Below are 242 nucleotides of genomic sequence, written 5' to 3'. Positions count from 1 at the left end.
TTNNTTTNNTNNTTTTTTTTTTTTTTTTTTTTTTTTTTTTTTTTTTTTTTTTTTTTTTTTTTTTTTTTTTTTTTTTTTTTTTTTTTTTTTTTTTTTTTTTTTTTTTTTTTTTTTTTTTTTTTTTTGTTTTTTTTTTCTNTTTTTTTTTTTTTTTTTTNTTTTTTTTTTTTTTTTTTTTTTTTTTTTTTTTTTTTTTTTTTTTTTTTTTTTTTTTGGTTTTTTTTTTTTTTTTTTATTNTTTT

The organism is Curtobacterium sp. B18, from assembly GCF_000333375.1.
Taxonomy (GTDB): domain Bacteria; phylum Actinomycetota; class Actinomycetes; order Actinomycetales; family Microbacteriaceae; genus Curtobacterium.
Note: the sequence above shows the minus strand (reverse complement) of the source record.